Source organism: Pseudomonas sp. FeS53a (genome assembly GCF_000931385.1).
Taxonomy (GTDB): domain Bacteria; phylum Pseudomonadota; class Gammaproteobacteria; order Pseudomonadales; family Pseudomonadaceae; genus Metapseudomonas; species Metapseudomonas otitidis.
Map to the genome: position 1 here is coordinate 1 of NZ_JYFT01000037.1, position 22,542 is coordinate 22,542.

Annotated in this window: 23 protein-coding genes; 5 read left to right on the forward strand and 18 right to left on the reverse strand. The window is 70.1% G+C overall.

Annotated elements, in window-relative coordinates; translation table 11 throughout:
• The 12 genes from SZ55_RS11040 to SZ55_RS11095 all read right to left on the reverse strand — a co-directional run.
• Window positions 1-1,252: DUF4347 domain-containing protein (locus tag SZ55_RS11040; protein WP_044405516.1), on the reverse strand; the 1,252-nt coding region annotated here is incomplete at its 3' end.
• A 41-nt stretch (window positions 1,253-1,293) separates the two neighbouring features.
• Complete coding sequence (locus SZ55_RS11045; RefSeq protein WP_044405518.1) at window positions 1,294-2,157, reverse strand: sulfotransferase; 864 nt, start codon at window positions 2,155-2,157, stop codon at window positions 1,294-1,296.
• An 80-nt stretch (window positions 2,158-2,237) separates the two neighbouring features.
• Window positions 2,238-2,813, reverse strand: coding sequence for a phage tail protein (locus tag SZ55_RS11050; RefSeq protein ID WP_044405520.1), 576 nt, complete (start codon window positions 2,811-2,813; stop codon window positions 2,238-2,240).
• A 72-nt stretch (window positions 2,814-2,885) separates the two neighbouring features.
• Window positions 2,886-3,194, reverse strand: coding sequence for a DUF6916 family protein (locus SZ55_RS11055; protein ID WP_052807580.1), 309 nt, complete (start codon window positions 3,192-3,194; stop codon window positions 2,886-2,888).
• An 11-nt stretch (window positions 3,195-3,205) separates the two neighbouring features.
• Window positions 3,206-3,703: a GNAT family N-acetyltransferase gene (locus SZ55_RS11060; protein ID WP_236692409.1), complete on the reverse strand. Its 498-nt coding sequence runs from the start codon at window positions 3,701-3,703 to the stop codon at window positions 3,206-3,208.
• A 177-nt stretch (window positions 3,704-3,880) separates the two neighbouring features.
• Window positions 3,881-4,843 (reverse strand): aspartyl beta-hydroxylase, encoded by a 963-nt coding sequence (locus SZ55_RS11065; protein WP_044405524.1) that lies wholly within the window; start codon window positions 4,841-4,843, stop codon window positions 3,881-3,883.
• A complete protein-coding gene (locus SZ55_RS11070) occupies window positions 4,840-5,640 on the reverse strand; it encodes an aspartyl/asparaginyl beta-hydroxylase domain-containing protein (RefSeq protein ID WP_044405526.1) in 801 nt (266 codons plus the stop codon). Before SZ55_RS11070 ends, SZ55_RS11065 begins: the two co-directional genes overlap by 4 nt.
• A 37-nt stretch (window positions 5,641-5,677) precedes the next feature.
• A complete protein-coding gene (locus SZ55_RS11075) occupies window positions 5,678-7,774 on the reverse strand; it encodes an efflux RND transporter periplasmic adaptor subunit (RefSeq protein WP_177329729.1) in 2,097 nt (698 codons plus the stop codon).
• Window positions 7,771-9,090: an efflux RND transporter periplasmic adaptor subunit gene (locus tag SZ55_RS11080; protein WP_044405529.1), complete on the reverse strand. Its 1,320-nt coding sequence runs from the start codon at window positions 9,088-9,090 to the stop codon at window positions 7,771-7,773. Before SZ55_RS11080 ends, SZ55_RS11075 begins: the two co-directional genes overlap by 4 nt.
• Window positions 9,087-9,860: an efflux RND transporter periplasmic adaptor subunit gene (locus SZ55_RS11085; protein WP_394354710.1), complete on the reverse strand. Its 774-nt coding sequence runs from the start codon at window positions 9,858-9,860 to the stop codon at window positions 9,087-9,089. The genes SZ55_RS11080 and SZ55_RS11085 overlap by 4 nt, the downstream gene beginning before the upstream one ends.
• Before the next feature lie 109 nt (window positions 9,861-9,969).
• Window positions 9,970-10,791 (reverse strand): aldo/keto reductase, encoded by an 822-nt coding sequence (locus SZ55_RS11090; protein ID WP_044405531.1) that lies wholly within the window; start codon window positions 10,789-10,791, stop codon window positions 9,970-9,972.
• Complete coding sequence (locus tag SZ55_RS11095) at window positions 10,784-11,344, reverse strand: cysteine hydrolase family protein (protein ID WP_044405532.1); 561 nt, start codon at window positions 11,342-11,344, stop codon at window positions 10,784-10,786. Before SZ55_RS11095 ends, SZ55_RS11090 begins: the two co-directional genes overlap by 8 nt.
• Before the next feature lie 161 nt (window positions 11,345-11,505).
• Here SZ55_RS11095 and SZ55_RS11100 point away from each other — a divergent pair, with 161 nt between their 5' ends.
• Complete coding sequence (locus SZ55_RS11100) at window positions 11,506-12,669, forward strand: OpgC family protein (RefSeq protein ID WP_044405533.1); 1,164 nt, start codon at window positions 11,506-11,508, stop codon at window positions 12,667-12,669.
• Here SZ55_RS11100 and SZ55_RS11105 read toward each other — a convergent pair.
• Window positions 12,651-13,349 carry a class I SAM-dependent methyltransferase gene (locus SZ55_RS11105; protein ID WP_044405535.1) on the reverse strand — a complete coding sequence of 233 codons (699 nt, stop codon included), beginning with the start codon at window positions 13,347-13,349 and terminating at the stop codon, window positions 12,651-12,653. The genes SZ55_RS11100 and SZ55_RS11105 overlap by 19 nt on opposite strands.
• Before the next feature lie 161 nt (window positions 13,350-13,510).
• Here SZ55_RS11105 and SZ55_RS11110 point away from each other — a divergent pair, with 161 nt between their 5' ends.
• Entirely contained in the window at window positions 13,511-16,615 is a 3,105-nt protein-coding gene (locus SZ55_RS11110) for a transglycosylase domain-containing protein (protein ID WP_044405537.1), read from the forward strand.
• A 508-nt stretch (window positions 16,616-17,123) separates the two neighbouring features.
• Here SZ55_RS11110 and rmuC read toward each other — a convergent pair.
• The 4 genes from rmuC to SZ55_RS11130 all read right to left on the reverse strand — a co-directional run bounded on the left by rmuC (window position 17,124) and on the right by SZ55_RS11130 (window position 20,592).
• A complete protein-coding gene (gene rmuC / locus SZ55_RS11115; RefSeq protein WP_044405539.1) occupies window positions 17,124-18,599 on the reverse strand; it encodes a DNA recombination protein RmuC in 1,476 nt (491 codons plus the stop codon).
• 52 nt (window positions 18,600-18,651) lie between these two features.
• The gene (locus SZ55_RS11120; RefSeq protein WP_044405541.1) at window positions 18,652-19,065 is read right to left on the reverse strand and encodes a tetratricopeptide repeat protein; all 414 of its coding nucleotides are present in this window, start codon (window positions 19,063-19,065) and stop codon (window positions 18,652-18,654) included.
• Between the two features lie 387 nt (window positions 19,066-19,452).
• Entirely contained in the window at window positions 19,453-20,202 is a 750-nt protein-coding gene (locus SZ55_RS11125; RefSeq protein ID WP_044405542.1) for an RES family NAD+ phosphorylase, read from the reverse strand.
• Between the two features lie 18 nt (window positions 20,203-20,220).
• Complete coding sequence (locus tag SZ55_RS11130) at window positions 20,221-20,592, reverse strand: MbcA/ParS/Xre antitoxin family protein (protein ID WP_044405544.1); 372 nt, start codon at window positions 20,590-20,592, stop codon at window positions 20,221-20,223.
• A 132-nt stretch (window positions 20,593-20,724) separates the two neighbouring features.
• Between SZ55_RS11130 and SZ55_RS11135 the strand changes: the two genes are divergently transcribed.
• The 3 genes from SZ55_RS11135 (at window position 20,725) to SZ55_RS28295 (ending at window position 22,017) form a co-directional block, all read left to right on the forward strand.
• Complete coding sequence (locus SZ55_RS11135; protein ID WP_044405545.1) at window positions 20,725-21,207, forward strand: GreA/GreB family elongation factor; 483 nt, start codon at window positions 20,725-20,727, stop codon at window positions 21,205-21,207.
• 36 nt (window positions 21,208-21,243) lie between these two features.
• Window positions 21,244-21,639 carry a hypothetical protein gene (locus SZ55_RS11140; protein WP_044405547.1) on the forward strand — a complete coding sequence of 132 codons (396 nt, stop codon included), beginning with the start codon at window positions 21,244-21,246 and terminating at the stop codon, window positions 21,637-21,639.
• Window positions 21,640-21,864: 225 nt separating this feature from the next.
• Window positions 21,865-22,017, forward strand: a complete 153-nt coding sequence (locus SZ55_RS28295; protein WP_162484935.1) for a hypothetical protein — start codon at window positions 21,865-21,867, stop codon at window positions 22,015-22,017.
• A gap of 27 nt (window positions 22,018-22,044) precedes the next feature.
• Here the strand turns inward: SZ55_RS28295 and SZ55_RS27100 are convergent, their stop codons facing one another.
• Window positions 22,045-22,470 carry a LexA family protein gene (locus tag SZ55_RS27100; protein WP_052807581.1) on the reverse strand — a complete coding sequence of 142 codons (426 nt, stop codon included), beginning with the start codon at window positions 22,468-22,470 and terminating at the stop codon, window positions 22,045-22,047.
• Between the last annotated feature and the right edge of the window lie 72 nt (window positions 22,471-22,542).

Sequence of the window (22,542 nt, forward strand, 5' to 3'; positions counted from 1 at the left end):
CGCCTCCACCGCCGCCACCGCCGTAGTAGCCACCGGAGTCGCCACCCCCGCCGCCGCCGCCAGACGCCTTGTTACCGGTAATGGTGCTGTTGGTGATGGTCAGTACGCCGGCGTTGTAGATACCTGCACCCACGCTATCGGGTGCGGCCGAGTTCTCGTTGCCACCGTTGCCGACGATCAGGCCATTGCGGATGGTGATGTTGTCCAGCGCGACCTTGGAGTTGGCGCCGCTGGTGTTCACGTCCAGTATCCGAGCCTTGTTGGCCCCGTCGATGGCGAAGCCACCGCCGACGATCTGCAGGGTGTGGCCGTCGGTGACATGGATGGAAATGGTGTCGTTGAAGCCGGTGAAGGTGATGTTGCCGGTGAGGGTGATGACATCGTCGACGTTGTCGGCAACACCCGTGGTGATGGCGCTCTTCAACTGGGCCAGGGTGCTCACCGAGGTGGTCACCAGCAGGTGGTCGTAACTGCCCAGGCGCGACAGGTTCAGGGCATTGCTGGCGGCGATCTGGCCGGTGGTGACCTCCAGGTCCCAGTCACCACCCTTGGCGCTGCCGCCGGTGTTGTCGTCGGAGGCGGCGATGTCCGCACCGGTCATGTCCGCCAGCTTGGAGACGAAGGCATGGCCCTCGCTGCCCGCCCCCACTTCGCAGCCGTAAAGGAGGATGTCGCCCTCGGCGGTCAGCGCCTTGCCGATGGTGGAGAGCTGGGACGCGTACTGCGCGAGGTTGCCCTCGAACAACGGGCCGTTGCCCAGCAGCAGCACCCCGGAATCGCCGTGGGAAATGATGTGGATGGCATCGATGCCGGTGCGCCCGGCCAGGGCGTCGGCGATCTGCTGCACGCCGTCCTTGTTGGTGGACAGCAGCACCACCTCGGCATTGGGCGAGACGGCCTTGAGCAGCTCCTGGTAGTTCGGCGCGCGGGTATCGACGAAGACGATTTCCTTGCGCACGCCGCTCTGCCCATCGGTCACCGGACTGGCCTGCAGGTCCTGGGTACCTTGGTGGGTATCGGTGGTGCTCGCGTGGCTGCTGTCGCGGGCGCCGGTGTCATGGGCCGCATCGGCCGTGGGAGCGGCTGTTGCCGTCGCGGCGGCGGTATCGGCGACGGTGGCCGCCACCGCGCCGTCGAACATCATGCGCGGCTCCAGCGCACTGATCAGCGGCAACGGGCATGCCAGCGGCGCAGCCTCCGCACCCTTGGCCTTGCCGTTGCGACCTGCCTTCTTCGAAAGACCCCAGCCCATGACTTCTACCTCCTCATTCCGACGCCCGCCTTGGCAGGTGCTCAGTTGCGTTCTTGTTCCAGGGCCCGGGCGTCCCGGGAGGTCCTGATCACATGGGCCTCGCTGTTGCGCGAGTCCTTCCAGAAATCCAGTTGTGCGTATTGCTCGAACAGGTCCGGCGGCAGCAGGGTGCGCCGCGCCGCCACTTCAACCTTGGGCCGCACCTTGTGCAGACCGCGCAGGCCCAGGGCCTGGTCGAACTCCGGGGCGTCGTACTCAACGTGCTCGAAGTCGTGCGGGTACCAGGGCTCATCAAGGAATTCGTAGACCAGTTGCAGCACCCGCTCGGGCGTGGCCACCAGCAGGTCGTAGTCCACCAGCAGCAGGGAGCGGGCGTGCTCGCCGTAATAGGCATCCTTGAGCGCCGACCAGGCCAGGCCCACCAAGCGGTTGCGCTGGGCCAGGGTCTCGACCCGGCTGTAGACGGTGTTGCGTTCGCTGTCGTCGTTGAACAGCTTGGTGATCTCGTACGGGTTGGCGCGGTAGAGCCGCTCGATGCTGTCCATCACCCAGGCAACGTTGCGCACACAGGCGATCACCTTGGCCTGGGGGAACAGGTCCAGCAGGGCCGGCAGACGCGCGCACCACAGGCGGTTGGTGTCGAAGATCACCTCATGCCCGCCCTGGTCCGCGTAGTAACTGCTGAACAGGCCGGCCAGCAGGCGCTTGCGCTGCTCCTGGGTCACCACCGGGCCGAACTCGCTGTCGGCGCCGAACTGCTTGAGCAGGCCCGAGAAGAAGCTGCCCACCGGGCTGGTCATGCCGGCGTGAAAGCGCGGGTTCTGCCGCAGCAGCGCCGCCAGCAGCGTGGACCCCGAGCGTGGCAGCCCCGAGATGAAGTGATAGGTGGGTGATGGATGGGCCATGGTCTGCGTGTACGTCTGCCTGTCAGTGATACGGGGCCGGAGAGCCACCGGTGCCGCAAGGCACCGGCGGGTCGAGTGCCTCAGTTGCGCGAGGGGAAGATGCCGTCCAGCGCGATGATGAAGTTGATCCCGATGTAGGGGTTGCGGATGGCCACCGGCTGGCTGCCGCCGGCGATCTGCACCGTCACGTTCACGGTGCTGGGGTTGGTCAGCGGGACCGGGTTCGACATCGCGCTCGACCAGATCGCCGCTGCCGAAGGCGAGCCGCCGACGGAGCCACCCAGGACGGAGTTGGTCGAACTCGGAACCAGTGCCGGGTTAGTCGGTGTGCCAGCGGCGGAGATCGTGCTGGTGCCGGACGCAAGGTGGGTGTGCATGGGCATCTGGGTCTGCAGCAGGGTCACGTTCTCAACCCCACCAAGCTCCCCCAGGTCGATGAGCGACAGGCCGGGCCCCTGGGACTGGCCGACCGGCGAGCGGCCACGCAGGTCCGGCAGGCCATAGGTGGTCTGGCCATTGCCGCCGTAGGTGGTGCCCAGCAGGGAAAACAGTGCGGTGTTCTGCGCAATCGCCATGCTCTGCCCCATGCAGAACGCATAGCCACGGGGTGCGAAGTTGCCGCCGAACATCTTGATCTCACCGATGAAAGGATCCACGTGTTGACTCTCCTCTGGCTCTGGTTTCGCGCAACCGGAATCCCGGTCGCACATGCATGCTCATTGTTGTAGTTATGCCGGCCGATCCGTATGGAACACGGCCTGGAGTACATGGCGCCCATCCTCGACGGGCTGGCCGGGGGTCAGCAGCAGCGCCCAGCCCTCCTCGCCGGGCGGCCCCAGGCGGTACACGTCCTGGGGCAGGCTGCACTGCGGCGGCAGTACGAAGTGGGCGTGGTAGCAGTGGTGGCGAGGGGTCATGGCGATGCCCTCCTCGACACCGAGCAGCTCGACGGGCAACACCTGTTCCGGCGAGAGCCAGAGGTGGAAGGACTGGCCGACGGCCTCGGAGAGCAGCGCGTAGGACGGCATGGGGTACATGGACAGGCTCCTCAGGACGGCATGGCCGGGCGCAGCGCCGGTTCGGCGGCGGCCTGATGGCCGCGCGGGTGGCGGCGCAACTTCAGGTACACACCGTTCTCCCCCACCACCTCGAAGCCATGGCGGAAGTAGAGGCGCTGGGCCGGGTTGTAGGACTCGACATGCAGCCCCGCACTGAGGCCCTCGCGGTCGGCCCGTTCGAGGAAGCGGCCCAGCAGCTCACCGCCAATGCCTCGGCCACAGGCCTCGGGCAACAGCGCCAGGTCGATGATTTGCAGGTGGGTGTCGGTCCACAGCAGGTAGGCGCGGCCGATGGGCTGGCCAGCCTGCTCGATGACGTATTGCTCGGCGTCGGCGTAGTGCGCCTGGTAGTAGCTGCGCTGGGCCTGGAACTGCTGGTCGACGAAACGCTCGCGAGCGGCCTGGTCCCAGGGGGTGTGCTCCAGTTCGTGGGCACGGGTGGTGCCGTAGAGCACCCTCAGGAAGGTGCGGTCTGCTTCGGTTGCCAAGCGGAGGTTCAAGGTGTGGAGAGACATACGGCGTGCATCCCTGCTGGCCCCGGGAACAGGGCCTACAACTGTAGTTACAGTTTCCCTGCACGGAGCATAGACGAGGATTTCAGCTGGCCACCATCGAAAAACCGCCGTTCGGCGGTTTCTGCAATGAATGTGAAGTGGCATTCACAACTAGCGGGGTGAAAGCGCCTCCAGCGCCTCAAAGGGCACCCTCGCCCACCGCTCGACAGCCGCCCGGGTGGCGTCGTCCGCCTCGCTGCGCTTGGCCTCGCCGTCGGCGCTGAAGGCCATCGCCGGGCGCTTCGCATCGTGCCCGGCAACGGCCTGCAGGTGCGGCACGGCGGCCGGGTCAATGCCCAGCAGCGGACCCAGGCGGCCCCAGAGGGCGCCGGGCAGCTCGCGGTAGTTCAGGGGCACCGCCTCGCCTGCCGCGCACAGGTCGAGCCCGGCCTGCAGCAGCTGCCCGACCATCCAGGCGAGGTAGTCGCCGGGCGCCAGCGCCTCCCGCCCCGGCAGGCCGTCCAGCCCGGACGGGCCGAGCAGTCCGGGAACCGCATGCAACCCGGGCTGGCGCTGGTGGGACACCACCACCTCCAGCGGGTCGCGGTAGAGGAACAGGCACGGCACCTCAGGGTAGAGCCGGCGCAGCAGCTGCGCCTCGAACAGGTTCCAGGCGTCCAGCTTCACCACCAGCCGGGTCTCGTCGCCACGGCGGCGCTGGCCATAGGCCGAGCACAGCGCGCGCACCGTCTCCGCCTGCCAGGCAGAAGCGCCGGGGTCCCGGTAATGCGCGCGCAGCACGGCATCCAGTGGCGGCGGCTCGGACAGCACCACGTGCCCGGGCAGGGCTCGCAGCAACTGCGCCAGCAGGGTGGAGCCGCAGCGGGAGGTGTGGAACACCAGCAACGAAGGTTCAAGGCCGGGGCTGCGGGCCTGCCAGTCGAGCAGCGCGTCCAGGCCGGTCTGGCGGCGCAGGGCCAGGTTGAACGGCAGGCGCAGCGCTTCGTCCACGTCGTCACTGAAGAAGGGCCGGGCCAGGGGCGTGGTGCCGAACCAGGCCCAGTCCAGTTGCCAATTGCCGGCCTGCTCGAAGGCGCGGATCGGCAGCCACTCGGTGAAATCCAGGGCCGTCATCGCATGCTCCATTGGCGGCTCCAGGCCTGCCGTGCCTGGCGCATGACCATGCGCACATCCGCCTCGCTGAACACCAGCCCGAGGGTCTGGCCGGCGGCCACCGCATCGCGGCAGAAATCGGTGGGGTCAGTGATCAGTTGCAGGGCATGGGCCAGTTCCGGGCGCTGCTGCACCTGCGCGTTGAAGGCGGCGAAGGCGCGCATGCCCCGGCTCGGTTGCAGCGCGGGCGTGGTCGCCAGGCCTTCGGCGATGGCCTGGCGCAGGCGTGGGTTCACCATGCAATCCAGCACCAGGTGGATGCGCGGCCCCGGGCCGGGGTTGTCCACCCGGTGCGGGCGGGACAGGTCGATGAACCAGCACTCCCCCGGTGCCATCGGCACCTGCCGGCCATCCACCAGGAACTCCACATCCGGCGGGCTGAGCAGCGGCACGTGCAGGCGCAGCGGCCCTTCCGGGCTGCCCAGGTCGGGATCGCAATGCTCGCGGATGCTGGCACCGGCGCCCAGGCGCAGCAGGCGGGCGCTGCGCAGGTCCTCGCCGAACCATTCGATGGCCGCCAGCCAGGCCGGCTCGGCTGCGCACAGGGCACTGCGGGCCACCGGGCCGAAACCCGGCGCCAGGGGGATCGGCGCATCCACTGCGGCCACCAGGTCGATGCCGCTCCAGTCGCCCTGGTAATAGCCGGTGTTGAAATGCGCCACCCAGGCCGTCGGGGCGATCCGCTCCAGCGCCGCCAGCAGCGGCGCCAGGTCGAAGCGCCAGGGCAGGCGGGAGCAGATCGGCAAGGCTTCGTCCATGGAACCCTCCTGGCAGGCTGTCCGTTCGATTGATGGGCTAGAAACCGCTTTCCCTCACCCCCAACGCCGCCATGCGGCGCCAGGCGAAGCCCAGCAGCGATTGCCGGCTGCCTTCCAGCACCACCACGCCGCGCAGCGGCTGGTCGGGGGGCGGCAGGTCCTGCAGCAGGCTGAGGCGCACGCCGTACTGGGCCTGCACCGGCTCGGCGCGTTGCTGGGCATTGCGTCGCACGGCCACCTGGCCGTGGTGGTCGGAGGCCAGGGCCTCCAGTTCGAGAAAGGCGACGCCGGTGGTGTCCACCTCGTCCAGGCGCACCGACAGGGCCGACCGCGCCGGGTCGTCGGCGATGAAACGGCCCTCGGTGCCCGGCGCCACGCGCCAGAGGTTCTCCTCGGCCAGGTAGCCACGCAGGCGCAACCCGGGGGCGATCACCCGCGCCAGGGTCTCGCCGCTGTGCAGCCAGCGGCCCACCACCAGGTCCGGCGGCAGGTCGCGCACCACGCCGGCCAGGGGCGCGCGCAACTGCAGGCGCTCACGCTGGGCGGCCAGGCCGCGGTACTCGGCCACGGCCTCGGCCAGCTGCTGCTCGATCACCCCGGTCTCGGCGGCGGTCTCGCTGCGCCCGGCCTGGCGTCGCAACTGCAGCTGGAGGATGTCGATCTCGCGGCGGACGATGCCCTGGCGCGCGTCCAGGTCCGGGGATTCCAGCTCCACTAGCAGGGCGCCCTGCTCCACCGTGTCGCCGTCCTTCACCCGCACCGCCTTGACCCGCGCACCGATGGGCGCGTGCAGGGTGCCGGTGCGCGCGGCCTCCAGCATGGCCGGCACATCTACCGCATTGCGCCAGGGCACCAGCAGCACCAGCAGCACCAGCCCCAGGGCCGAGCCGGTGAGCAGCACCTTGCGCGGGTCGGCCTGGTCGCGCCGCTGCCACCATTCGCCGAACTCCTTCCAGATCGGCAGGCCGATGAACCACACCAGCTCCACCAGCATCAGGAAGATGCCCAGCACCTTGAAGAACAGGTGGTAGACCGTCAGCGCGATGCCGAAGAACAGCGCCGCACGCCAGATCCAGGCCCCGTAGCCCCACACCAGCAGGCGCCGGCGCATGGCCTCGGGCCAGGGCTCGGGGGCCGGCTCGCCGTAGCCGAACAGCGCCTCGCGCAGGCGCCAGCGGCACAGGGCGAAGGCGCGGTTCTGCAGGTTCTCCACCTCCCACAGGTCACTGAGCAGGAAGTAGCCGTCGAAGCGCATGAAGGGGTTGAGGTTGATCGCCAGGGTGGTGATCCAGGTGGCGCTGGAGAGCATGAAGGCCGCGGTGCGCGCCGGCCCGTCCGGCAACAGTGACCAGGCCAGCAGCGCCAGCACCGCCAGCACCAGTTCGGCCAGCACCCCGCCGGCGCCGATCAGCAGGCGCGAGCGGCGGTCCTGCACCCGCCAGGCATCGCTGACGTCGGTGTAGAACATCGGCAGCAGCACCATGAAGGCCAGCCCCATGCTCTGCACCCGGCAGCCGGCGCGCTTGGCCATGAAGGCGTGGCCGAACTCGTGGCAGAGCTTGGCGAAGGTCAGCGCGATACCGAAGGCCAGGGCGCCGCCCAGGCTGAACAGGTGCGGGAAGGTGGCCAGGTAGCGCTCCCAGTCCCGCGCCACCAGGAACAGCCCCAGCAGCAGGATCACCGGCAGCCCGCGCCGCAGCAGCCAGGGCCCGTTGCGCTCCAGCACCGGCCAGGCACGGTTGAGGAAGCGGTCCGGCCGCCACAGCGGGATGCGGAAGAACAGGTACTGGTGCAGCACCTGCTGCCACAGGCTGTGGCGTGTGCTGGCGCGCTTGAGGCTGTAGCTGGCGCGCTGCTCCGGGTCGAGAGCGGCGATCAGATCGTGCCCGCGTAGAAAGCGCAGCATCTGCTCCAGCTCACCGGCCCCGAGAGGCGCGCCCGGCTCGGCGTTGGCCGCCGCCAGCACCGCGCGGGGGTCGCCCAGGGACCAGTGGCGCAGCAAGCGCACGGCCGCCGCGCCGAGTTTGAAATAGCGGCCGCGCAGCGGGTCGGCCAGGGTCCATTGCGGCGCGCCCTCGCGGGTTGGCGCGGCGGCGGACAACTGCAGGTCGGAACGCAGGGCCGGCAGCATCACAACCCCAGGTTCTGGCGCAGCGCCGCCAGAGGCCGGCGCAGCAGGTAATAGGCCAGCGGCGCGCGGGCGCCGAACAGCTTGGCGGTGCCGCGCAGGCCGATGCGCGGCGGGGCGTCGGCGAAGGCCGCGTCGAGGCGGTAGGCCAGTTGCCCGGCGGCGGTGGCCTGGGCTTCGTAGGCGGCCCGCTCCAGGCGCGCGTCGTGGCGGTTGAGCGGGTCGCTGTCGAGGAACAGCGCCACCTCGGCGCCAGGCTCCAGGGCGATGGCGTCGCCCACCGGCAGCTCGATGCGCAGCTCGGCCTGGGCCGGGTCGGCGATCTGCATCAGCCGCTCGCCGGTCTGCACCGGCTTGCCGGTGAGGCGCTCGGCATCGGCGAACACGGCGATGCCGGCGCGCTCGGCGCGGACTTCGCTGCGCGCCAGCAACTGCCTGGCGTAGTCGCGCTCGGCGCGCTTCTGCTCCACGCGGGCGGCCAGCAGGTCGATGCGGGCGCTGGATTCGGCATCGGCGAAGGCGCGCTGGCTGTTGGCCTTCAGCTCCGCCTCGGCCACTCCCAGGGCGCGCTCGGCGACGTCGGCCTGGGCCTTGAGGGTGGTGGCGTCGAAGCGCACCAGCAGGTCACCGGCGGCGACGCTCTGGTTGGGTTTGACGAGGAATTCGGCGATCACCCCGTCCAGCGGCGCAGCCACCACGCGGCCGCCCTGGGGCACCACTTCGGCGGGCGCCAGCACCGATTGGCGCACCGGCACCAGCAGCACCAGGGCCAGCGCGGCGGCCAGGGCCAAGAGCTTCTTCTTCGGCCAGCGCAGGCGCCAGGGCTTGCGCGGTTGCAGGGCCAGCCAGGCGTGGCCGTAGGTGCCGCCCAGCTGCACCAGCAGGGCCTGCTCGGCCTCGCTCCAGGGGGTGTCGCGGGCGATCCACAGGCCGCCGAACACGGCGCCCTGGCGGTCCTTCAGCGGCAGCCAGAAGGCATGGGGCGCGGACAGTGCCTGCCAGTCGTCACGGCTGCTCTCGTCCAGGCTGCCGGGGTCGACCACGCCAGGCTCGCCCAGCAGGCCGGCGGCCAGGCGCTGGGATGCCGCCCGTTCGACGAAGGCAACGAAGGGGGCGTTGGGTTCCACCACGCTGATGCCGGTGAGGGCGCTGACCTTGCCAGCGACCAGCAGCGCGGCGTGGCGGTAGCCGAACAGGCCCTGGCCATCGTTGACCATGGCGAAGGCCAGTTGCTCGGTCGTGGCGGCCTGCCGGGCCTGGGCCTGGAGGCCGAGAAAGACCGCGAAGACGCGCTCGGCGAAACCGGGCACCGGTGCGTTCATCGCGCCTCCGGGAAGCGCGCGCTGCCGCTCATGCCAGCCACAAGGCCCGGCGCATCCTCGGGCAGGCCGCCGATCAGCAGCAGCGTCTGGCTGCCTTCGTCGATGCGCGCACCCAGGCGCTTGACCACGGCCTTGAGCGGCTTGCCGGTCTCGTCGGGGATGAATTCGAAGGGCTGGCCCGGCTTGAGGGCGCCGATCCAGCGCGAGGGCACCAGCAGGTGGATCTCCAGTGTGCGGTTGTCCACCACCTCCAGCAGCGGCGCGCCGCCGGGCACGCTCTCATGGGGCTGCACGCGGCGGTTGACCACCTGGCCGTCGTAGGGGGCCTTCACCTGGCAGCGCTGCACCTGCACCTGGTAGACCTGCGCCTCGGCCTGGGCCTGGGCCTGGCGGGCCTCGGCCAGGGCCACTTCGAAGCGCCCGACGGAGTTGAGGGCGGCCAGCTGCTGCTTGTTCTTCAGCTCCTCGCGGGCGGCGCGGGTGGCGGCGTTGGAGGCGGTGAGCTGGGCCTGGTAGGCGCTGCAGTCGAAACGCACCAGCACGTCGCCGGCCTTGAACGACTGCCCTTCGGCAAAGGGCATCTCGACGATGCGCCCGGCCAGCTCGCTGGACAGCACCGCCTGGTTGCGGGCCCGCAGCACGCCCCGTGGCGAGGGGGCCGATGCGGCGGCGGTGGAGGGTGCAGGGGCATCCAGCAACGGATCGTGGGCGGAGGGCTCGTCGGCCCAGGCGGCGGTTGCCATCGCCAGCGAACCCGCCAGCCCGTACATCAGGTGCTTCATAGGTCTGTCCCTAGATTCCAAGTGGTGCAGAGTCTAGGAGAGCGCTCGGACAATAGGAATCGGGTGTCGGAAAGATTCCTCCGCCGAGGACGAAGCGTCACACCATCGCCAGGGACCGCTTGCGGGTGGGGGCCGGCCAGGCGCGGTCGATCAGTGCCAGGTCCTCCGCGTCCAGGCGCAGGGCGTGGGCGGCGGCGTTCTGCTCGATGTGCTTGGGCTCCACCGCCTTGGGGATCACCATCACCCCGTCCTGGCGCAGGGCCCAGGCCAGTGCTACCTGGGCGGGGCTGGCGCCGTGGCGCCGGGCCACCTCCAGCAGCGCCGCATCCCGCAGCAGCGCCCCACCCTGCCCCACCGGGCAGTAGGCCATGAGCGGCAGGCCCTCGGCCTGCTGGCGCGGCAGCAGGTCGAACTCGATGCCCCGCGCCTCGGGGTTGTAGAGCACCTGGTTGGCGGCGCAGCCGGGGGGCAGCGCGTCGAGGTCGGCGACGTCGAAGTTGGACACGCCCCAGCGGCGGATCAGCCCGCGCTCGCGCAGTTGCTCGAAGGCGTCCACCGTCTCCTCCAGCGGGTGCTCGCCGGGCCAGTGCAGCAGGTACAGGTCGAGGTGATCGGTGCCCAGGCGCCGCAGGCTGCGTTCGCAGGCCTGGGGGATGCCCCGGCGGCTGGCGTTCCACGGGTAGACCTTGCTGACCAGGAACACCTGGTCGCGGCGCCCGGCGATGGCTTCGCCCACCACCGTTTCGGCGCCGCCTTCGGCGTACATCTCGGCGGTGTCGATCAGGCTCAGGCCCAGCTCCAGGCCCTGGCGCAGGGCGGCCACTTCGCGGGGGCGCTGGTCGGCGCGCTCGCCCATGTGCCAGGTGCCCTGGCCGATGGCCGGCACGCGGGTGCCGTCGGGGAAGGTGATCTCACGCATGGGGCGCCTCCTCGGGTTCGAAGCGGATGGAGTCGGCCGGCGCCAGGCGCAGCGGGTGGCGCGGCTGGATGAACTGGGCCCAGACCCAGTTGTGGTGCTCGACGATGACCTCGGCGCGCTGGTGCGGGCGGTCCTTGGTGGTGTGGCCGTCGCTGACCAGGGTGACGCTGAAGCCCTCACTGGTGGCGCGGCGGATGGAGGTGTCGACGCAGAACTCGGTGGCGTAGCCCACCACCACCAGCTCGGTGACGCCCAGGGCCTGCAGGGTGGCCTTGAGCGGGGTCTCGAAGAAGGCGTCGCAGGCCGTCTTGCGCACCACCGGGTCGAGGGGCGCGCGCTCCAGGCCCGGGTGCAGCTGCCAGCCGATGCAGCCGGGCTCCAGCTCGCTGCCCGCCTCGCCGTCGTGCTGCACGTAGAGCACCGGGGCGCCGGCGGTGCGGGCGCGGTCGGCCAGGCGGTTGATGGTGGCGATCAACTCGGCGGCGCGCCACGGCTCCGGGTCGGCGAAGAACAGCCCCGCCTGCACGTCCACCACCAGCAATGCCTTGCTCATCGTCGTTCCTTGGGAGGGAGGGTGTGGCTGGCGATAGTGCCGGCTGGCGCCGCCCCGGTAAAGACGACCGCTGGTCTGCGCGGCGGAAACTCCATCCCCTACCCCGGTCACAGCTTCAGGACCCCTTTCCGGCCTCTTGCCGCCCGCCCGAGTACGCCGCCATGCAGACAGGACGCGACCTCCGCATCGACTTCTTCCGTGGACTGGCCCTGGTGTTCATCTTCTGGGACCACATCCCCCACAACCCCCTGGGCGCGGTGACGCCGCGCAACGTGGGGCTCAGCGACGCGGCGGAGATCTTCGTCTTCCTGGCCGGCTACGCGGCGCTGCTGGCCTACGGCAAGCTGCTGCAGCGCGACGGCTATGGCGTGGCCTGCCTGCGCATCCTGCGTCGCGCCTGGGTGCTGTACATCGCCCACATCTTCCTGCTGGCGGTGCTGATGGGGATGGTGTTCTTCGCCAACGCCCAGGTGGGCGGGCGCGACTTCATCGACGAGATGGGCCTGGACTACTTCCTGGCCAACCCGCAGCAGGCGCTGATCGACGAGCTGCTGCTGCGCTTCAAGCCCAACCTGATGGACCCGCTGCCGCTGTACATCGTGCTGCTGGCCGGCTGGCCGCTGGTGCTGCCGCTGCTGCTGCGCCACCCGCGCACCACGGTGGCGCTGTCGGCGCTGGCGTACCTCGCCGCGCCCTACTGGAACCTGACGGCGCACCCGGGCGGCGAATGGTTCTTCAACCCGCTGGCCTGGCAGTTCCTCTTCGTCCTGGGCGGCGCGGCGGCCCTGCACGCACAGCGCCACCCGGCCCCGAACCTGACCCCGGCCTGGCGCGGCACGCTGCTGGCCGGTTGCCTGCTGTACCTCGCGGCCAGCGCGGCGCTGGCGCTGAGCTGGAAGGTGCCGGGCCTGCACGATGCCTGGATGCCGGAGGCGGTGGCGCGGGTGATCTATCCCCTGGACAAGACCGACCTCTCGCCCCTGCGCCTGCTGCACTTCCTCGCCCTCGCCTACTGCACCGCGCGCCTGCTGCCGGGCGGCACCTGGCTGCAGCGCTGGCCGGCACGGGAGGTGGTGCGCATGGGGCGGCATTCGCTGGAGGTGTTCTGCCTGAGCGTGCTGCTGGCGCCGCTGGCCGATGCCCTGGCCACCCTCTACCGGCTGGGGGCCGTGGGCCAGGTGGCCCTGGCCTGCGCCGGTGTACTGCTGATGGTGGCCCTGGCCGGCTGGCTGGACCTGATCGGCCGGCTCGGCCAGCGCCAGCCGCCGAAGCCGGCGCTGGCCGCCCGTGGCTACGGCACCACGCCCTACGCGGCGGCGTCCTGAACCCGCAGTTCCATCAGCAGCGACAGCGGCATGCCGGTTTCCGGGTGGCACGGCTCACTGAGCCGCTCCAGCCGGAAGCCGGCATCGGTGACCAGGTTGAACCAGCCATGGACGGTGCGGAAATACCAGGGCATCGGCTCGCGGAAGCCCTCGCCCATGCTGGCGAAGGTCTCCAGGCGCCAGCCGTCCCGGTAGCCTTCCGGCCCGCAGGCGGTCATCGGGTGGACGGTCTGGATCACCACCCGCCCCCGGGGCTCAAGCAGGCGTATCAGGGTGGCGAGGATCGGCCTCAGGTCCTCCTCCAGCAGGGAGAAGTTGCAGACGATGAGGTCGTACTGGCCGTAGACCTTGTAGTCCATCTCCACGACCCGGTAATCGTCCGCCACGAACTGGCCGATGCCCTGGCTACCCTGGGCCTGCCGGGCGGCCTCGATCAGTTCATAGGACGCGTCCACCCCGACGAAATCGATCCCCCGGTAGAGCAACTCGCGGCACAGCCAGCCTTCGCCACAGCCCAGGTCGAGCACCCGGCGCGGCCGGGGCGTGAGCACCGCATCCAGCATGGCCTGGTCGGTGACCAGGCGGCGGCTCTCGATGCGGCCACTGCGCACGGCGTCGACCCAGGCCTGGGCATTGGCCCGCCAGCTGTCACGGATACGTTGGCTCGTCGAATCGGTCATGGCGCTCGCTCCCGGGAAAACGCGCGAATGAAAGCACAGCGCGCCCCACCCTGCCCATGGCTGGCGGCCGATGATCGGCGCACCGGCCCCATTGCCCGCCGGGTGCGCCGCGACGGACTACGCTTGCAGCGAGAGCAGTCACCTGAGGCGGGTTCTCGATCATGGGCGTTGCCTGGCAGTCCCACGCGTCATCGACCCGGTTGTCTTCGCACAGCCTGGACCCGGTGATCGCGCGCCGCCGGGCCCGCCGACGCCGTCACCGCCTCGCCGTGTGGCTGTTCCTGCTGCTGGTGGCGGTGATCCTGGCGCTGCTGGCCCGCGAGGAAATGCGCCACGCCTGGCTGCAATCCCGCGAAATCAGCCGCTACGCCGCCACCCTGGACTACCGCCTCGGCGACGGGCCCAGCCCGGCCATCCTCTTCCCCCACGACGGTCCCTTCGACAAGCGCCTGGGCTACGCTCACCTGCCCGCCATGCTGCAGCGCCTGGAACAGCGCGGCTACGAGATCCGCCAGCAGGTGCGCTTCTCTCCGGCGCTGCTGGAATACACCCAGCACGGGCTGTTCCCGCCCTACCGGGAGAAGGTCCAGGCCGGGCTGGACATCCGCGACTGCCGCAACGAGCCGCTGTACAGCTTCCGCTATCCGCAACAGCTCTACGGCGCCTTCGACGAGATCCCTCCGCTGCTGGTGAGCAGCCTGCTGTTCATCGAGAACCGCCACCTGCTGGACGCCTCGCCCCTGGCCAACCCGGCGGTGGACTGGCCGCGCTTCGCCAAGGCTGCCCTGACCCAGGCCGGCAAGGTGCTGGACGTGCCCGGCCAGAGCGCCGGCGGCAGCACCCTGGCGACCCAGCTGGAGAAGTACCGCCACTCCCCCGCCGGGCTGACCCTCTCGGCCCGCGACAAGCTGCTGCAGATGGCCTCGGCCAGTGTGCGCGCCTACCAGGGCGGGCCGGAGACGCTGCCGGCGCGGCGCCGCATCGTGCAGGACTACCTCAACAGCGTGCCGCTCTCCGCCGCCCCCGGCCACGGCGAGGTGCACGGCCTGGCCGACGGGCTGCGGGTGTGGTTCGGCGCCGACTTCGAGCGCAGCAACCGCCTGCTGGGCCAGCCCCAGGACGAGCCCGGCGGCCTGGCCGAACGGGGCCTGGCCCTGCGCGAGGCGGTGGCGCTGATGATCGCCCAGCGGCGCCCGTCCCATTACCTCGGGCGCGGCCGCGACGAGCTGGAGGCCCTCACCGACAGCCACCTGCGCCTGCTGGCCGGCGCCGGGGTGCTGCAGCCCGCCCTGCGGGACGCCGCCCTCGGCGCACGGCTGACCTTCCGCGATCTGGAACAGGACCCGGCGCTGGCACGGGTGGACGGCAACAAGGGCATCAGCCTGGCCCGCACCCGGCTGTCGAGCCTGCTGCAAATGCCGCTGTACGACCTCGACCGCCTCGACCTGGGCGCCCGCACCAGCCTCCAGGGCGAGCTGCAGCAGGCCGTCACCACCTACCTGCACGACCTTGCCGAACCCGCCTTCGCCCAACAGGCCGGGCTGCTCGGCGAGCGCATGCTGACGGCGGAGAAGACCCGCGACGTGCGCTACAGCTTCACCCTCTTCGAGCGCACCCCGGCGGGCAACCAGGTGCGGGTGCAGACCGACAACACCGACCAGCCCTTCGACATCAACGAAGGCAGCAAGCTGGAACTGGGCTCCACCGCCAAGCTGCGGGTGCTGGCCACCTACCTGGACTTCGTCGCCCGCCTGCACCAGCGCTATGCCGGGCTCGACACCAAGGCCCTGCGCGAGGTCAACGTGGACCCGCAGGACGTGCTCAGCCGCTGGGCGCTGGACTACCTGGCCAGCCACCCGGACGCGCGCCTGGCGCCGATGCTCGATGCCGCGCTGGAGCGCACCTACTCCGCCAGCCCGGCGGAGCGCTTCTTCACCGGCGGCGGCATGCACACCTTCGGCAACTTCCGTCGCGAGGACAACGGCCGCACCCCGACCCTGCGCGAGGCCCTGCGCGAATCCATCAACCTGCCCTTCGTGCGCTTGCTGCGCGATCTGGTGCGCCACGCCATCTACCGCCCCGACGGCGACAAGGCCGCCCTGCTGCGGGACGACCGCGACCCGCGCCGGCAGGGCTACCTGGACCTGTTCGTGTCCCGCGAGAGCCAGACCTACCTGCTGCGCTTCTGGAACAAGTACAAGGGCAAGGACGCCGACGCCCGCATGGCCACCTTCCTCGACGGGCTGAACCCCTGGCCTGCCCGGCTGGCGGCGATCCACCGCTACCTGCAGCCCCAGGCCGACCGCGCCACCTTCGCCGCCTTCATGCGCGCGCGCCTGCCCGGCGAAGCCCTCGGCGACAAGCGCCTGGCGGAGCTGTACGACCGCTACGGACCGGGCGCCTTCGACCTCAACGACCAGGGCTACATCGCCCGCGTGCACCCGCTGGAGCTGTGGCTGCTGGCCTACCTGCAAGGCCACCCGCAGGCGAGCTTCCGCGAGGCGGTGGAGGCCAGTGGCGAGGTACGCCGCGAGGTCTACGGCTGGCTGTTCAAGTCCCAGCGCAAGAACGCCCGGGACTCGCGCATCCGCACCATGCTGGAGGTGGAGGCCTTCCTCGACATCCACCAGCACTGGCGCCAGCTCGGCTACCCGTTCGACCACCTGGTGCCGTCGCTGGCCACCGCACTGGGCAGCTCCGGCGACCGGCCGGCGGCCCTGGCGGAGCTGATGGGGATCATCGTCAACGACGGCGTGCGCCTGCCGACGGTGCGCCTGGACGACCTGCACTTCGCCGCCGACACCCCCTTCGAAACCCGGGTGCTGCACGAAACCGGCGGCGGCAGGCGGGTGATGCCCTCCGAGGTGGCCGCCGCCCTGCGCGGCGCCCTCGCCCAGGTGGTGGAAGGCGGCACGGCGCGACGCCTGCAGGGTGCCTTCCACCAGCCCGATGGCCAGCCGCTGGTGATGGGCGGCAAGACCGGCACCGGCGACAACCGCCTGCAGACCTTCGGCCGGGGCGGCCAGGTACTCGCCTCCCGGGCGCTGAACCGCACGGCGACCTTCGTGTTCTACCTGGGCCCGCGCCACTTCGGCACGCTGACCGCGTACGTGGCCGGCGACGAAGCCTCGGGGTTCCGCTTCACCTCGGCGTTGCCGGTGCAGGTGATGAAGGGCATGGCGCCGTTGCTGCAGCCCTACCTGGAGCCTGGGCGTGCCACCTTGTGCCAGGGGCCGCAGACGGCGTTGGGGGTAAGGCAGTTGTAGCGATGAAGGCCGCGTGGCCTGTGGACGGCTGGGCGGAGGAGCTGGAAAGCCCGAGGGCAAGCGGGTTGACGCGTTCTGTAGATGCCACCTGTTTCGCCTTGCCGGGCGAGCACCTGGTCTCTGAAGCAGACGCCCGCCAGACGGTGAGCAAATCTGAAGCGCACGGTGAAATCCTGCCTGGCTCAGAGGGTAAGGCGGGGAACCTGCCCCTTCAGGAGGCCGAGCGCAGTCGTTGCGCAGGGGGACGAGCGGCATGGATGCCGCGAGAGGCGCGCCAGGCCATGGATGGCCCATCGCGCCGGCCCCCGAAGCAGCGACGGAGCGAGGGAAGTCCCGCGAAGCGGGACCCGGATGCAGGGGCGAGCCCTTTTGGTTACTTTTCTGGGCGATTGAGAAAAGTGACTCGCCTGGGAAGGCGAAACAAAAAACATCCGCAGAACTCGATAACGGGCTTGGCCATTACCGCCTCAGCCCCCACCCGTTGTAGCCCCTATGAAACCTAACCCACCTATTCCCGCCCCTCGTCTTCATCCCCCCACGCCGCTGCCTGCTCCAGCAGGTCGGGGGCGAGGCTCTTGCTGGCGCGGGCGCCCAGCAGCTTGAGGTTCTCGGCGCGGGAGATGAGGTTGCCGCGCCCGTCCACCAGCTTGTTGCGGGCGGCGGCGTAGGCCTTGTCCAGCTGCTGCAGGCGGCTGCCCATCTCGTCCAGGTCCTGGATGAAGGCGACGAACTTGTCGTACAGCGCCCCGGCACGCTCGGCGATCTCGCGGGCGTTCTGGGTCTGCCGCTCCTGGCGCCAGAGGCTTTCGATCACCCGCAGGGTGGCCAGCAGGGTGGTGGGGCTGACGATGACGATGTGCTGGTCGAAGGCTTCCTGGAACAGGCCGGGGTCGGCCTGCACGGCGGCGGCGAAGGCGGCTTCGATGGGCACGAAGAGCAGCACGAAGTCCAGGCTGTGGAGCCCTTCCAGGCGCTGGTAGTCCTTCACCGAGAGGCCCTTGAGGTGACCCCGCAGGGAGCCGACGTGGGCCTTGAGGGCCTGGAGGCGGGCGTTCTCGTCCTCGGCGGCGAGGTAGCTCTGGTAAGCGGTGAGGCTGACCTTGGCGTCCACCACCACCTGCTTGTCGCCGGGCAGCTGGATCAGCACGTCCGGCTGGAAGCGCTGGCCGTCGGGGCTGTTGAGGCTGACCTGGGTGCGGTACTCGCGGCCCTTCTCCAGGCCGGCGTGCTCCAGCACCCGCTCCAGCACCAGCTCGCCCCAGTTGCCCTGGGTCTTCTGGCCCTTGAGGGCACGGGTGAGGTTGGTGGCTTCGTCGCCCAGGCGCTGGTTGAGCTGTTGCAGGCGTTCCAGCTCGCGGCCGAGGGAGAAACGCTCGCGCGCCTCTTGTTGATAACTCTCCTCGACGCGCTTCTCGAAGGCCTGGATGCGCTCCTTGAGCGGGTCGAGCAACTGGCCGAGGCGCTGCTGGCTGGTTTCGGCGAAGCGCTGCTCGCGCTCGTCGAAGATGCGCCCGGCCAGTTCGGCGAACTGGGCACGCAGGTCGTCACGGGCGGCCTGCAGGTCGGCCAGGCGCTGGGCGTGGGCCTCCTGCTGCTCGCGCAGTTCGGCGGCCAGAGCGGCGCGTTCGCTGTCGAGACGGCGCAGCTCGGCGTCCTTGCTGGCGCGTTCGTCGTTCCAGCCGGCGACGGCTTCACGGGCGGCGCGGCGCTCCACGGCCAGCAGTTCGGACTCGCGGCGCAGGGCGGCCAGCTCGGCCTGCTGGTCGGCGTTGAACTGGTTCAGTTCGCGCACTTCCGCCCGGCAGTCCTCCAGCTGGGCGGCGAGGCCGTCCTGGGCCAGTTGGGCAGTGGCCAGGCGCTCGTCCAGTACCAGGCGCTCGGCCTCCAGGACGGTGACCCGGCGTTGCTGGCGCCAGGCCAGGCCGAGCAACGGCGCGGCGGCCAGCAGCAGGCCAAGCAGCAGGTTGGGCAGATCGAGTGGCATGGAGGGCTCCGCGGCAGGGTGCCGGGCAGTATACCCAGCGCTCTGGGGGCGGTCAGGCCTGGGGCAGGCGGGTCAGCAGGCGGCTGGCCTCGTGGGAACCCTGGGCGGCGGCCTGTTCCAGCCAGTGGCGGGCCTGCTGCAGTTCCTGGGTACGCGGCTGGGTATAAAGACGCCCCAGTTCGAGCTGGGCGCGGCGGTCGCCGGCACGGGCGGCCTGGCGCAGCAGGTCGAGGCCTATGCGGCGGTCGCGGGTGTTGCCACAGTCCCGGCAGAGCATCTGACCAAGGCGGCTCTGGGCGGCGACCACGCCCTGGCGGGCGGGCTGCTTGAGCAGGCGGCCGGCGATGCGCTTGACGCTGTCGGCCTGGCTCAGGCGCGGGCTGTCCAGCAGCCACAGGGCGACGCGCAACGGCAGGCGTTGGTCATCGGTGCGGGAAGGGTCGATGGCGGGGGTGCGAAACTTCATTGAAAGGCAGGGGAAGCCGAGAAGGCGCGCCACTCTACTCCTTTTTTTCCACAGGTAAAGACTTGCCAATATCCACAGGCGGCGTTCTAGAGGGCCGCCTTGGGACAATCCACAGAAGCTGTGGATAACTTTGTGAAAAACGTGCTCACACTTCTCCCGGGGCCCGATGGAACGGGCCTTACAGACAGATTGGCGATTTTTTCACCAGTGGAAAAAGTCCTTATTTTTCATCGTTTTAGATTGACAAGACGAAGAATCAAATGGTTACGCGCGTTTGTGACTGCGAAATGACAGGGTGCTTCGCGAGTGTGCACAACTGCGTTCACGACCCCGCGCGAACGCCCTGTTTCAGGGCGTTTGGCGGGAGGTGACAGGGCCCGTTCCGGGTCACGCCGGCTGGGGGATGACGCCGTCCACCAGGAAGGCTTCGCGGCGGAACAGACGGGGCTGGTCCGGCGCCTGGGCGTGCTTGTAGGCGACGTAGTCGGCCGTGGTTTCGCAGAACCAGGGGGTGAGGTTGCGCGGGCGCCGTTCGGTGAAGGCGTCGGGGGTGAACAGGGCGATGTTCAGCCCCTGCTGCGGGCAGCGGGCGGAGCGGTATTCGAAGGCTTCGACCCCGGCGGCACGCATGGCCGCCCCCAGGGCCTGGGTGGCACGGTAGTCGCGGCGATCGAGCAGCGCCGGGTAGGCATCGAACGGCGGGTTCTGCAGGCTCACGCCGCGCTCCACCTGGAAGCGCGCCTCGAAGGAAGCGTGCTCCGAGAGGATGCGTCCGCTGGGCGGTGGGGTGGCCATGCCGCTCCACAGCACGAAGCGGTAGAAGGCGCCTTCGGCCATGGCCGTCTCCAGGCGCGCAGCGGCATAGAACAGGCTGGGCTCGTGCACCGTGCCGAAGCGCGAGCCCCAGCGCAGCGGCGGGTAGCGGAACGGGGTCTTGAGCAGGTAGTGCAGCGGCTCGGCGCTGCGCGGCAGGGGCGGTTTGCTGGTCTCGATCAGCTCTTCCAGCAGGGCCTGTTCGGCGAGGTTGTCCACCAGTTGCAGGGTCGCCACCTGTTCCTGGCTCTCCACCAGGCGCACCACGCGCCCGCGCAGGGGGGCGATGTGGCGTTCGCCGTCGCACGCGCTCCAGATGTCCATTTCCATGCGCTCTAACCCTCAGACCTTGCCGCGAATGGCGTCGAGGTACTCCACCACCCGCACCAGCCCCTGCACCTGCCCCATTAGCTCCAGGGGCACGCCGCCAAGGTGACGGTTCTCGGTACGCAGGAAGTGGCGCATGTCCTCGAGGTTGCCGCCGAACAGCGCGAACAGGGCGCGGTAGATGCGGATCACCAGCAGCGCCAGTTCACCGGTCTTGCTCTGCGGGCGGATGCTGCCGGCGTCGGCCCAGCGGGTGACGACGGTGCGGTGGACGCCGACGATGTCGGCCAGTTGCTGGCGGGTCAGCCCCAGTTGCTCGCGGGTGTTGAGCAGGGCCTTGGCCAGGACGGCGTCGGGATCGAGGTGGGGGCGGGTCAGCGCGCTCATGGTCTTCCTCCGTGCGTTGGCATCAATATACATCATCAATGCTGCTTTATCACACACGGAGGCGCCCTGCGGGCGCATCGACAGCCACGCGCCAGGACGTAGAATGGCCCGCCCACGCGAACCGGACCGACCATGGACAAAGCCCACCTGCTCCGCCTCATCCTCGACCGCCTGGCCGACGACCTGCAGTTGCTGCAGCGGGCGGCACAGACCGCCTACGAGACGGCGACCCACGAGGAGAACATCGCCGAGAACAAGTACGACACCCTCGGCCTGGAGGCGTCCTACCTGGCCACCGGGCAGGCCCGCCGTGCTGCGGAGATCCGCCAGGCGGTGGGCCTGTACGAGGCGCTGGTGCTGCGGCCCTACGACCCGGAGCGCGGCATCGCCCTGGGTGCGCTGGTGTGCCTGGGTGACGAACAGGGCGGCGAGCGCTGGCTGTTCCTCGGCCCGGAGGCGGCCGGCCTGCTGGTCCAGGCCGAGGGTGCCGAGGTGACGGTGATCACCCCGCGCGCGCCCCTGGGCCAGGCCCTGCTGGGCAAGCGCGAGGGTGACGAAGTGGTGGTCGCCCCTGCGGGCGTGCCCCAGGTGTACGAGGTGCTGCAGGTGGCCTGAGCGGCTAGCCTTGCCCCCATCCAGAAGGAGACCGACATGACCCGCCGTACCCGCCCGCCCCTGCGTATCGCCTATTCCCCGCTGCAACTGGTGCTGTGCATCGCCCTGGGCATCTGGCTCGGCGCGGTCGCCGTGGTGGCCACTGCGTGGCTCGGCTACCAGGCAGTGGTGGCCCAGGCCTGGAGCCAGGCGTCGGGGCGTGCCGCCCTCCCCTCCATCCCGCCAGCCGATGCGCCGGCGCCCCAGGTGGACAAGGGCAGCGAGATGTTCCAGCACTACCAGGAGCGGCTGGACGCCGCCCAGCAGCGCGACAACGAACGGGCGGAGGCCCGCGATCGCGCACAAAGCCCGCAATGCCAGTTCTGGCGCGAGCAGCAGCGCAATGCGCCGACGGAGAAAGCCCGGCAGAACGTCGAGCGCTTCTGCCAGTAAGAACCGTTGGGCCGGCACCGGCCCGACCAAGCGACCTGCACTTTCCGCCCACCGGGTTGCCCAACCCTGCATGGGGTGGCCTGGCGCCATCCGACGAATGCCCTGTCGCCTGCCGACCGGAGGCCATGCCCTGACACACCCGGCGAAGCGGCGCGGACTAGACTTTCCAGCAGGCACCCACACGCGGGTGCCAAGGCGGTTGTTATGAGTCCTGAAGGCTTTATCGTGCTGTTGGTCGTGGGCTGGCTGCTGGTCGCAGTGGCCATGTTGTGGGGCATGTTGCGCATCGCCCATCACCACCACCATCCCACCACCCGAGCGCCACGCCAGGCGCCCCACCCGCGCAAGCCCGGCAAGTCGCGCCAACTCTTCCACTGACCCCGAACGGCCCTGGGCATCCCTGCCTCAGGGCCGGCGGAAGCTGTGGGTCACCACGCCCCGGACGCGCCACGCTTCGCCCGGTGCGAGCGTTACCGGCGGGTAGCCCTCGCTGGCGGCGCGGAGCACCTTATGGCCGTTCTCCAGGCTCAGCCGGCGGATGCAGAAGTCGCCCTCGATGCGGACGACCACCAGGCTGCCATCGCCAGGCTCCAGGGCCCGGTCGGCCATGAGGATGTCCCCGGCGTACAGGCCGATGGCGCTCATGCTGTCGTCCTCCAGGCGCAGGCTGAAGGTCTGCGGGATGTCGACGCCGAGCAGGTCGTCCAGCGGCGCGCTGCCCGCCAGGTGCAGGCGGACCGGCTGCCGGGGGGCCTGGTCGAGGGCGAGGGTGTAGAGCGGCAGGGTGGCGTACGAGGGGCCGAGGCGGCCGATGATGCGGACAGTCCCCATGGCGGATTCTCCGAATACTGTTCATACATACAGTATTTCGAGAAAGGAAACGCCGTCAACGGGGGAGAAGCC

Excerpts from the sequence above, each read along its gene's own strand:
- SZ55_RS11045 (WP_044405518.1), bottom strand. The coding sequence starts at position 2,157 with ATGGCCCATCCATCACCCACCTATCACTTCATCTCGGGGCTGCCACGC.
- SZ55_RS11055 (WP_052807580.1), bottom strand. The coding sequence starts at position 3,194 with ATGTACCCCATGCCGTCCTACGCGCTGCTCTCCGAGGCCGTCGGCCAG.
- SZ55_RS11065 (WP_044405524.1), bottom strand. The coding sequence starts at position 4,843 with ATGACGGCCCTGGATTTCACCGAGTGGCTGCCGATCCGCGCCTTCGAG.
- SZ55_RS11070 (WP_044405526.1), bottom strand. The coding sequence starts at position 5,640 with ATGGACGAAGCCTTGCCGATCTGCTCCCGCCTGCCCTGGCGCTTCGAC.
- SZ55_RS11080 (WP_044405529.1), bottom strand. The coding sequence starts at position 9,090 with ATGAACGCACCGGTGCCCGGTTTCGCCGAGCGCGTCTTCGCGGTCTTT.
- SZ55_RS11085 (WP_394354710.1), bottom strand. The coding sequence starts at position 9,860 with ATGTACGGGCTGGCGGGTTCGCTGGCGATGGCAACCGCCGCCTGGGCC.
- SZ55_RS11090 (WP_044405531.1), bottom strand. The coding sequence starts at position 10,791 with ATGCGTGAGATCACCTTCCCCGACGGCACCCGCGTGCCGGCCATCGGC.
- SZ55_RS11095 (WP_044405532.1), bottom strand. The coding sequence starts at position 11,344 with ATGAGCAAGGCATTGCTGGTGGTGGACGTGCAGGCGGGGCTGTTCTTC.
- SZ55_RS11100 (WP_044405533.1), top strand. The coding sequence starts at position 11,506 with ATGCAGACAGGACGCGACCTCCGCATCGACTTCTTCCGTGGACTGGCC.
- SZ55_RS11105 (WP_044405535.1), bottom strand. The coding sequence starts at position 13,349 with ATGACCGATTCGACGAGCCAACGTATCCGTGACAGCTGGCGGGCCAAT.
- SZ55_RS11110 (WP_044405537.1), top strand. The coding sequence starts at position 13,511 with ATGGGCGTTGCCTGGCAGTCCCACGCGTCATCGACCCGGTTGTCTTCG.
- rmuC (WP_044405539.1), bottom strand. The coding sequence starts at position 18,599 with ATGCCACTCGATCTGCCCAACCTGCTGCTTGGCCTGCTGCTGGCCGCC.
- SZ55_RS11120 (WP_044405541.1), bottom strand. The coding sequence starts at position 19,065 with ATGAAGTTTCGCACCCCCGCCATCGACCCTTCCCGCACCGATGACCAA.
- SZ55_RS11125 (WP_044405542.1), bottom strand. The coding sequence starts at position 20,202 with ATGGACATCTGGAGCGCGTGCGACGGCGAACGCCACATCGCCCCCCTG.
- SZ55_RS11130 (WP_044405544.1), bottom strand. The coding sequence starts at position 20,592 with ATGAGCGCGCTGACCCGCCCCCACCTCGATCCCGACGCCGTCCTGGCC.
- SZ55_RS11135 (WP_044405545.1), top strand. The coding sequence starts at position 20,725 with ATGGACAAAGCCCACCTGCTCCGCCTCATCCTCGACCGCCTGGCCGAC.
- SZ55_RS11140 (WP_044405547.1), top strand. The coding sequence starts at position 21,244 with ATGACCCGCCGTACCCGCCCGCCCCTGCGTATCGCCTATTCCCCGCTG.
- SZ55_RS27100 (WP_052807581.1), bottom strand. The coding sequence starts at position 22,470 with ATGGGGACTGTCCGCATCATCGGCCGCCTCGGCCCCTCGTACGCCACC.